The organism is Asaccharospora irregularis DSM 2635 (assembly GCF_900129815.1).
Taxonomy (GTDB): domain Bacteria; phylum Bacillota; class Clostridia; order Peptostreptococcales; family Peptostreptococcaceae; genus Asaccharospora; species Asaccharospora irregularis.
The window spans coordinates 21762-32463 of the sequence record NZ_FQWX01000024.1 but is presented as its reverse complement, the minus strand read 5'-3'; the positions used below and the strand labels follow the sequence as shown (position 1 = coordinate 32463).

The 10702-nt window shown below is 32.3% G+C and carries 6 protein-coding genes; all 6 read right to left on the bottom strand.

The annotated features are described in order from the left end of the window. Positions 1 to 521 precede the first annotated feature (521 nt). The 6 genes from BUB34_RS09360 to BUB34_RS09335 all read right to left on the bottom strand — a co-directional run bounded on the left by BUB34_RS09360 (position 522) and on the right by BUB34_RS09335 (position 10665). Positions 522 to 2096, bottom strand: a complete 1575-nt coding sequence (locus BUB34_RS09360) for a sodium-dependent transporter (RefSeq protein ID WP_073126725.1) — start codon at positions 2094 to 2096, stop codon at positions 522 to 524. Between the two features lie 406 nt (positions 2097 to 2502). After that, positions 2503 to 4263, bottom strand: a complete 1761-nt coding sequence (pyk, locus tag BUB34_RS09355) for a pyruvate kinase (protein ID WP_073126723.1) — start codon at positions 4261 to 4263, stop codon at positions 2503 to 2505. Positions 4264 to 4286: 23 nt separating this feature from the next. Beyond that, positions 4287 to 5246, bottom strand: a complete 960-nt coding sequence (gene pfkA, locus BUB34_RS09350; protein ID WP_073126731.1) for a 6-phosphofructokinase — start codon at positions 5244 to 5246, stop codon at positions 4287 to 4289. 309 nt (positions 5247 to 5555) lie between these two features. Then, positions 5556 to 9071 (bottom strand): DNA polymerase III subunit alpha, encoded by a 3516-nt coding sequence (locus tag BUB34_RS09345; RefSeq protein ID WP_073126721.1) that lies wholly within the window; start codon positions 9069 to 9071, stop codon positions 5556 to 5558. Positions 9072 to 9278: 207 nt separating this feature from the next. After that, positions 9279 to 10223, bottom strand: a complete 945-nt coding sequence (gene whiA / locus BUB34_RS09340; RefSeq protein ID WP_073126720.1) for a DNA-binding protein WhiA — start codon at positions 10221 to 10223, stop codon at positions 9279 to 9281. Between the two features lie 16 nt (positions 10224 to 10239). Then, on the bottom strand, positions 10240 to 10665 hold the full coding sequence (locus BUB34_RS09335; protein ID WP_073126718.1) for an NUDIX hydrolase: 426 nt from the start codon (positions 10663 to 10665) through the stop codon (positions 10240 to 10242). Between the last annotated feature and the right edge of the window lie 37 nt (positions 10666 to 10702).

Here is a 10702-nt window from a genome sequence, read left to right as displayed (position 1 = left end):
TAATGAACTATATTTTTTCTGTGCTACGCAACCAAAAACCATATGAAGTACGTAACCCTAAATTGCACTGTAAGATGTATCTAGAAAACAAAAGTCTACCTAATATAGCCTAACGGCTAATATGAACTATTTTTCCATATAAGCCATCAAAAATTCGTGTATATTTGATGGTTTATTTGCTATACGAAAAAACATAATTATAAAATATTTTTAAAAACTGTTGACTTTAACTAGCTGGTCTAAGTATATATTACTATATAAAACAGTATTTTGTCAGAAAATTTAATCAATATTTTAATCAATATTAAGATTATTTATTTATAATTGCTATAATAGTTTTTTATTTAAAAGACCCTACGAAATTAAGTAGGGTCCTTTATTTGTTTTAAAAGTTTATTTTTATACTACTTATTATCTAAAACTATCCTTTTCATCGAGATTGCTATACAAACAATTATTATAGTCCATATAGTTCCCATGAACCCCCATGCTGCACCTGTCATTAGACCAACCTCCTTTTTTTATGGAGCTGTTACCTTATTAGATTCTATTTCTTCTGCATATTTTCTCTTTATAGATCTGTATGATTGTATAAATCCTACTATAAGGACTCCAAACACTACAATTCTTCCTAAATTAGCCCAGATTATAAAGTCTGGCATTTCTGCTACATATGCAGGTATTATATTAAAGTTACCAGCTTTTGCGTAGTCTATTGTGAAGAATGTCAAGAATATTATTATTGTGATTGGTGTTAGGAATTGATGGAATAGTCTAAAGAACCATTTAGGAACCTTCCACAATCCACCTCTATTCATCTCATCAAGCGCTCTATCCTTAACACACCATCCAATTACTATTACTTCTATTAATCCTAGGACTATCAATAAATAGTTTCCTATCCAGTTGTCTACCTCTGTAAAGTAAATTAAGTTTGCACTATGAGTCAATACTGATTCTAGTGCTATTGGCGCACCAACTATTAAATATCCAACAAATACTATCATCGCACCTTTTTTTCTCTCTATTCCAGCATCTTCTTCTAGTAATGCAACTAGGTAGTTGTACATCGCTATAGCAGATGTTATCCCTGCGAAGAATAGTAACATAAACCAAACCGCTCCAAATATCCCCCCGCCAGTCATTGTACTAAATACGTTAGGTAAAGCCATAAATGCCAACCCTATACTACCCTTTATACCTTCTGGTCCTAAGAATGCATAAGCTATAGGTATAACTGCTGTCCCACCTAATATAACTTCTGCAAATTCATTTAATGATATTGTAGCCACAGATGCTGTAACTATATCCTCATCTGGCTTTAAGTAAGAAGCATAATTGTGTATAATACCCATTCCTAAAGACAATGTAAAGAATATTTGTCCTGCAGCCGCTATTGCCGATTTCCATGACAACTCGCTAAAATCTGGATTCCATATAAAGTTAAGTCCTTTTAGTGAACTCCAGTCAGGATTTACAGGAGATCCTAGTGTTAATGCTCTAATTCCAAGTACTATACCAAATACATAAAGTACCGGCATCATTATTTTTGCCCAAGATTCTATACCCTCTTGTATCCCTTTCATTACTGCGTATGCTAGGCAAACTAGTGAAATAACCCAGAATACTAACATTTTTGGATCTTGAACATAATTAGCAAAGAACATTGCCGGGTCTACCCCTGGCTTCATATAAGTCCCTAATACTGAGTGAACTGCGTAACCTAATGACCAACCTATTATATGGTTATAATAAGAGTTAACCAATATTGTTACTGAAAATGCTATTGTTCCACATAAAGCTCCTACTATAATTGCTTTTTTTGGTTCCATACCTTGTCTAGCCTGTAAATACATCATAGGTCCTAAAGTACCATGACCAAATTTACCACCATAACGACCAATACTCCACTCAACCAACATTACAGGTATACCTATAACAATTAAAGCAAAGAAGTATGGTATCATGAATGCTCCACCACCATTTGATGCAGCTACGTATGGGAATCTCCAGAAGTTACCTAATCCAACGGCATTACCTGCCATAGCTAATATAAGACCAACCTTCGAACCCCAATTTTCTCTGTTATCTGCCATTTAATTCCCCCCTTTTAATATATATAACTTTTTTTAAAAAAGCCTTCAGCTGAAAACTTTTATCAGTTGACTACTTAACATATTTATAAGTTACATTTATTTTATGAATTGCAGACTTTAAATATTAATTAGAGATCCCAACCAATTATTTATTAAGAGATTTTTAATTATTTCTAAATATTCAGTTTATTATGAATATTCAATTAATTGATGTTATAAAATAACCACTAAGTGTTTCTTAGTACTTAGTGGTTATTAATGTATCTCTTAAAATGATAATATCACCATAAAAAGATATTTTCAATATTTTTTTATGAAATTTTTAGAAAATTTTTAATTTTCTTTATAATATCTTTTTTTGTCAGTCTTTGATATTTTTTTGTCACTTCTGCTATGCTCTATCACTTTATAATACTCGTGTTGAGCCTTTATAAAGTATTCCCCTAGATGCATCAACTGTAACTATTTCTCCATCACTTACTAAGTTAGTTATATTTGTAGCAGATATTACTGTAGGCTTGTTTAAATTTATTCCTACTATAGCTGCATGAGAAGTCATTCCACCATCTTCTGTTACTATAGCCGAACATTTTTCTATATAGGAATTCATTTGGATATCTGTCATAGATGTAACTAATATATCACCTTCTCCAAATCCTTCACATGAGTCTCCTGGTTTTACTATACGAACTTTACCTTCTACAATTCCATTTCCTACACCTAATCCTTGAACAATCTCTTCGCTTATTACGTGAACTTTGATTAAGTTTGTAGTTCCACTTACTCCAACAGGAACACCAGCAGTTACAACTACTAATTCTCCGTTCTCTATATATCCGGCATTTCTACTAGCTTCTATAGCTTTTTCTATAACCTCATCTGTATTTCCTGCTTGAGAAGATTTTATAGGGTATACTCCCCAAGTAAGTGCCAACATTCTCATTACTTTTTCGTTGCTTGTCGTTGCTATTATCGGTGCTTTTGGTCTGAATTTTGATACCATTCTAGCTGTATATCCAGAAGATGTAGATGTTATTATTGACGATGCATCCAAATCTTCTGCTGTTGTACATGTTGCATGACTTATGGCATCAGTTACAGTTATACTCTTTGAGTTGTTCTCTTTTAGTAATCTATCATAATCTAATGTTTCTTCTGTCCTCTTGGCTATTGTAGCCATCACTTTAACAGCTTCTACTGGGTATTTCCCTGCTGCTGTCTCTCCAGATAACATTATTGCATCAGTTCCATCATATATAGCATTTGCAACGTCTGTAACTTCTGCTCTTGTCGGTCTAGGATTTCTTATCATAGAATCAAGCATTTGTGTTGCTGTTATAACTGGTTTAGCTAATTCGTTGCATTTTTTAATCATCATTTTTTGTACTATAGGCATTTCTTCTGTCGGTATCTCAACCCCTAAATCTCCTCTAGCAACCATTATTCCATCAGAAACTTTTAATATTTCGTCTAAGTTTTGTACACCTTCATGGTTTTCTATTTTAGAGATTATTTGTATATCTGTGGCATTATTGTTCTCTAGTATTTCCCTTATTGCTAAAACGTCTGAAGCCTTTCTTACAAAAGATGCAGCTATATAGTCTATTCCTTGACTTATCCCAAATTCTATATCACTTATATCTTTAGGAGTTATAGCTGGTAAGTTTATTTTTACTCCTGGAACATTTATTCCCTTATGATTTTTTACTATACCTGAGTTTTCAACTGTACAAATTATATCTTCACCTTTTATCTCTTCTACTCTAAGTCCTACCAAACCATCATCTATTAATATCTTATCTCCTGCTTGTACGTCTTTGTAAAGGTCCTTATAACTTACTGTACATATTTCTTCGCTTCCCACAACATCCTTCATAGTTATAGTAAATTTTTGACCCTCATTTAATAACACTTCTGGCTCCCCAAAATTTCCAGTTCTTATTTCTGGTCCTTTAGTATCCAAAAGTATGGCCACCGGTCTTCCTAGTTTTTCTCTTACTTTTTTGACCATATCCATTCTCTCTTTGTGTTCTTCATGTGATCCATGTGAGAAATTAAATCTACATACATTTAGTCCACTTTCAATAAGTTGAGTAAGTATTTCTTCACTTTGAGATGCTGGACCTAAGGTACAAACTATCTTAGTCCTTTTTATATCTTTTAACATAGATGATTCCCTCCTAAATTTTGTTATATAGATAGCACTTTAACCATTTCATAAGTATCTTTATCAAATGATCTCGTCTTAGATAAGGCTTCGTTTATTTCCAAATCTATTATCTTGTTGTCCTTTATACCTACTACTCTTGCAGACTTTCCATCTAATAGTAAATCTACTGCTCTTGCACCCATTCTACTTGCTAGTATCCTGTCAAATGCAGTTGGACTTCCTCCTCTTTGAACATGCCCTAGAACAGTTATTCTCAAGTCTGCACTTGTTTTCTTTATTATTTCTTTTCCTAAATCAGATGCATTTCCTACTCCTTCAGCTAGGACAATAATGCTATGTCTTTTACCTCTTTTTTGAGTTGTTTTTAATTTTGTGCAAATTTCATCTATTTTTATATCTACTTCGGGAACTATTATGGTCTCTGCTCCTCCTGCAAGTCCTGCATATAATGCCAAATCTCCGCAGTGTCTTCCCATAACTTCTATTATATTAACTCTTTCATGTGATGAAGAAGTGTCTCTTATCTTTCCTATTGCATCTATAATTGTATTCATAGCTGTATCAAACCCTATTGTATAATCAGTATACGGTAGGTCATTATCTATAGTCCCTGGTATTCCGATAGCTGGAAACCCTAGTTCACTTAATTTTTGAGCTCCTATAAAAGAACCATCTCCACCTATTATAACTAATGAATCTATATTGTGTTTCTTAAGTATCTTTACTCCTTGAAGTCTTCCTTCTTCTGTCTTAAATTCTTCACATCTAGAAGATTTTAATATCGTTCCTCCTCTATGTATAATATCCCCAACTGAGGATAGATTCATCTCTACTAGATCTTCCTCTATTAGGCCTTTATAGCCCCTGTTAATACCATAGACCTTGCATCCATAGTATATTGCAGATCTTACAACAGCTCTTATTGCTGCATTCATTCCTGGAGCATCTCCTCCGCTAGTCAATATCCCTATAGTTCTAATAGTGTCCACCTCCGTATTATCCGTATTAGCTCTTCTCACTAATTTAATTTATTAATCCATGTATTGATGTATTTATACTTAAGGGACTTTTTCTGTCCCTATTGTAATTTTCCATCCCATGAAAATTAAAAAAATTAAACATCCTGAAAATGTCTATTTTTTGATATTATATCACAGAATAGATCATTTTTTTAATTTTTATTACTGTTATACTTTATTTTTTAATAACTCTTAAATAGCTTGGAAATTATATTTAATTAGGTCTACATAAATATAATTTCCGTGAATTCTTTATTTTGATATTTAACTTTAGTACTTTATTTTGATATTTTCTTCTGGAAGTATCTGTTTTAACTCATGTGTTATGTTGCTATTCATATCTACTTGTATAACATTCCACTTGTATAGCATCTTCTTGTCATCTGCATATAAGTAAATACTATCTCTACCAGGGTACAGCTTTCCTATTTCGATTATTTTATTTATCAATGTTTGGTTGTCAATGCTGTCTATTTTTAAATATAATCCTGACTTAGTATCAACCCTGTTTTTTCTATTTGAATCTCTGTTTAATCCACTAGAGTCTGTTATGTCGCTAATTTGTCTAGCTATAAGTTTTGCATTTTCGCCTTCTTTTATACTTAATTTACCTCTTACATAAATTGTATTGTCTTCATTTAAAATGCTGTTATATGTTTTTAGTACTTGAGGGAATACTATTATTTCTATAGTTCCATACAAGTCTTCCATTTCTATAAATGCCATTATCTCATTTCTTCTTGTAGTTTTAATGGTTTTAGTAGCTATCATTCCACCCATTATTACTTCTTTTTCATCCATTTTCAAAAATTCCTCTTCATCTTCTTTTAAGGAATTTAATTTTCCATTGTCTATAGAAGTATTTCTCTCCAGTTCTTTTTCATATTGAGATAACGGATGCCCACTTACATACATACCCAAAACATCTTTCTCTAACATAAGTCTTTCTTTTTCGTCGTATTCTTTTACGCTAGGCATAGTATAGATATTTTGAAGTTCCTCGCTTTTATTCATATCTCCAAATCCATCAAATAGGGATATCTGCCCTTGGACGTTCTTTCGCTTATCCATGGATATACTATCTAATAAAGGTTCATATCCTAAGATTAAGCTAGCTCTGTTTTCACTTATTTCATCGAATGCTCCACACTTGATCAAACTCTCAATAACTCTTTTATTGGCGTCTTTTGAATCCAGTCTTTTTGCAAAATCCATGAAATCTTTGAAGCTTCCATTATTTTCTCTTTCTTTTATTATATTATTGATTACATTTACACCTACATTTTTGACAGCAGCTAGTCCAAATCTTATATTTTCACCTTCTACTGAGAATTTAGAAAAACTTTTGTTTATATCAGGTTTTAACATTTGAATATTTAAAGCACTACACTCTCTTGTGTATTCTACTACTTTATCTGTATTACCCATAACACTTGTTATAAGTGCTGCCATAAACTCTACTGGATAATATGCTTTTAAATATGCTGTTTCATAGGCAAGTACCCCGTATGCAGCCGCATGAGATTTATTAAATGCATATTTGGCAAAATCTATCATATCATCAAATATCTTATTTGCAATCTCTTCATTGACACCATTTCTTACACATCCAGCAATTTCAATTTCTCCATTTTCGTCTAGCTTTCCATGAATGAAATACTGTCTTTCTTCCTCCATGACGTCCATTTTCTTTTTACCCATAGCTCTTCTAACTAAGTCACTACGGCCATAGCTATATCCACCTAAATCTCTAACAACTTGCATTACCTGCTCTTGGTATACTAAACATCCATAAGTAACATCTAGTATAGGTCTTAGTTTTTCATGTAAATATGTTACGTCTTCTGGGTTATTCTTATTATTTATATAAGTGGGTATAGAGTCCATAGGTCCCGGTCTATATAAAGATATTCCTGCGACTATATCCTCGAAATTATCTGGCTTTAATTGTTTCATGAAACTTCTCATCCCAGCACTTTCGAGTTGGAATACCCCTAGTGTGTCTCCTGAGGATAGTAACTCATATACCTTTGGATCGTTGTATTCCATTTTTGAAAAATCTATCTTTTTATTATAGTTTTTTTCTATTAACTCAAGTGCATCTCTTATAACCGTAAGAGTCCTAAGTCCTAAAAAGTCCATTTTAAGGAGACCTAACTCCTCTAGCGTTGTCATAGTAAACTGTGTGGTTATAGCATCCTGATGTTTATAAAGTGGCACGTACTCATCTACTGGATTTTTGGATATAACCACTCCTGCAGCATGGGTAGATGCATGTCTTAACATACCTTCTATTTGCTTTGATATATCTATTATTTCTTTTGTTTCTTGATCTTGTTCATATATTTCTTTTAGGTTTGGATTTGTTTGTAGTGCCTTGTCTATTGTCATTCCTAATGCAAAAGGTATCTCTTTTGCTATCCTGTCTACTTTGTTGTAAGGCACATCAAGTACTCTACCAACATCTCTTATTGCTGCTTTTGCACCCATCGTTCCAAATGTAATTATCTGGGCTACGTGATCTTCTCCATATTTTCTCTTGACGTAATCGATAACTTCTTCTCTTCTCTCATAACAAAAATCGATGTCTATATCAGGCATAGACACACGTTCAGGATTTAAAAATCGTTCAAACAGCAGGGAGTATTTCATTGGATCTATATCAGTTATTTTTAAAGTATATGAAACTATAGATCCCGCTGCACTACCTCTACCCGGTCCTACCATTATATTATTTTCTTTAGAGAAGTTTATAAAATCCCATGTTATCAAGAAATACTCTACATAACCCATTTTCTCTATTACATCCAGTTCATAGTTTAATCTGTCTACTATTTCTTTGCCTGGAGCTTCATATCTTTCTTCTAATCCCTTAAAACACAACTCTCTTAAGTAGGTTTCTGGGGTATAACCTTCTGGGACATCATACCTTGGAAGATGTATTGTATTAAAATCAAACTCAACATTACATCTATTAGCTATTTCTACAGTGTTATCTATTGCCTCTAGTGCATATGGAAATAAACTTTCCATTTCTTCTCTAGATTTTAAATAAAACTCATCGCTTCCAAATCTCATTCTATTTGGGTCATTAACAGTTTTGCCCATCTGAATACACATAAGAACATCATGTATTTTTGAATCTTCTTTGTTTACATAATGTACATCATTTGTAGCTACTAGCGGTATACCTATTTCTTTTGAAAGTTTGACTATTCCCGCATTAACTTCTTTTTGTTCTGGTAAGTTATGATCTTGTATCTCTAAAAAGAAGTTTTTCTCTCCAAATATACCTCTGTATTCAAGAGCTGTTTTTTTTGCTTTTTCGTAGTTCCTATTAAGTATAGCTCTAGGAATATCTCCTGCCAGACAAGCTGATAAAGCTATTATACCTTCACTATGTTTTTTTAATTCTTCTATGTCTATTCTTGGTTTGTAATAAAATCCTTCTACATATGACGTAGATACTAGTTTTATCAAATTCTTATATCCAGTCATATTTTCAGCTAATAAGATTAAATGGCCATTATATTTATCATAGTTAGGATCTTTATCATTTATCTTTCTAGCCGCTGTATAAACTTCGCAACCTATTATAGGTTTTATTCCCTCTTTTTTGGCTATTTTGTAAAAGTCTATAACCCCAAACATACATCCATGGTCAGTTATAGCAATAGAGCTCATATTAAGTTCCTTTGCCCGACTTATAAGTTTTTTAAGCCTCGAAAATCCATCTAGCAAACTATACTCTGTATGGACATGAAGATGAACAAAGTCCTCACTCATTAGGTCACCTCCTATTTATATATAATTAAGTATTTAAAAATTATATATAAATTATTTTTGATTAAACTTGTGTATAACTTTAATTTTACCATAAAAATATATATTAAAACAAAGTTCCTGTTAATTATAAAACCCCTTTGAAAGTCATATTATAAATATGACCTTCAAAAGGGTTTTACAATCCAAATTAAATATTTTATAATTTTTTTAATCTTTTCTTAGATTATTAGCTATTTCCTCTATTTTTCTAAGTCTATGGTTTACTCCAGACTTGCCTATTGGAGGGTTCAGCATTTCACCTAACTCCTTTAATGACATATCCTCATATTCGACTCTTATTTTAGCTATTTCTTGCAAGTTTGCCGGCAAATTACTAATTCCTATTGTTTCCTGTATCAACTTTATATTTTCTACCTGTCTTACTGCTGCATTTACGGTTTTTGAAAGATTTGCAGTCTCGCAGTTGACAATTCGATTAACGTTGTTTCTCATCTCTTTTACAATTTTGGTATTTTGTAGACTTAAAAGTGCATTATGCCCTCCAATTACACTTAGTAAATCCGAAATTTGCTCGCTTTCCTTAAGGTAGACAACATAGTTGTTCTTTCTAGGTACTATCTTGCTATTAAACCCCAATGAATTTATAAGGTCTCTTAATGAATCAGCAAAATCTTCATTGTTTGTAACAAACTCCATATGATAATTCTTTTCAGGGTCACTTATAGATCCTCCTCCAAGGAAAGCACCTCTTATAAATGCTCTCTTACAATCCTCATCTTCAAATAAAATTTCTGGAACTTCATTTGTAGTAAAAAATCCGTCATCTGGTTCTAAAATATTTAACCTTTTTAAAAGTTTTTCTGCCCCCATTTCACTTGTTACCATGAGAACATAGCTGTTATTTCTCTTGAGCATCTGGTTTTTATTTACAGATATAGTTGTATTTATATCAAAATTATACTTTAGTAACTTAAATATTTTTCTAGCTATAGAGTTTAACTCTGTAATTATCTTTAAGTTTAACTTTCTATATCCTGCTATTTGTATACTCCCTGCCATCCTTACTAAAGCCGATAATTCTGCAGCATTACAACAATTATTCTCCGAAATAACCCTTGCTAATTCATTTTTTGTTTCAGTTGAAAAAGACATACCTATCACCTATTAACTAGTTCTTTTTTAGCCTTTTTTTTATTTCCTGTAAGGCTACTTTTATTATTTCCTTCTCGTCATCATATCTAGCTAAATCTACAACCCTATCTAAATGTATAAATTTTGCATCAATAAAGCCTTCTTCTTTTTGAGGAATAGTATCCATATTTCTAGCCTGCATCAAATACCAAAAAACTGTTTTGTGAACTGCCCTGTTTTCGTCCCAGTTCTCTTTAAATGTGTAATGTATTTCTCCTAAGTATTTTAATATATCTGCTTTTACTCCTGTTTCTTCTTGTACCTCTCGCAAAGCTGCCTCTTGATTATTCTCGCCTTCTTCTACTTTTCCCTTTGGCAAAACCCAATCTCCATTGAATTTCCTAAGAAGAAGAATGGCGTTACCAAATAATACGACTCCACCGGCACTAACCTCTTCTCTCATAGATGTTCACTCCTTAAAACTAACATAATAATAAGGA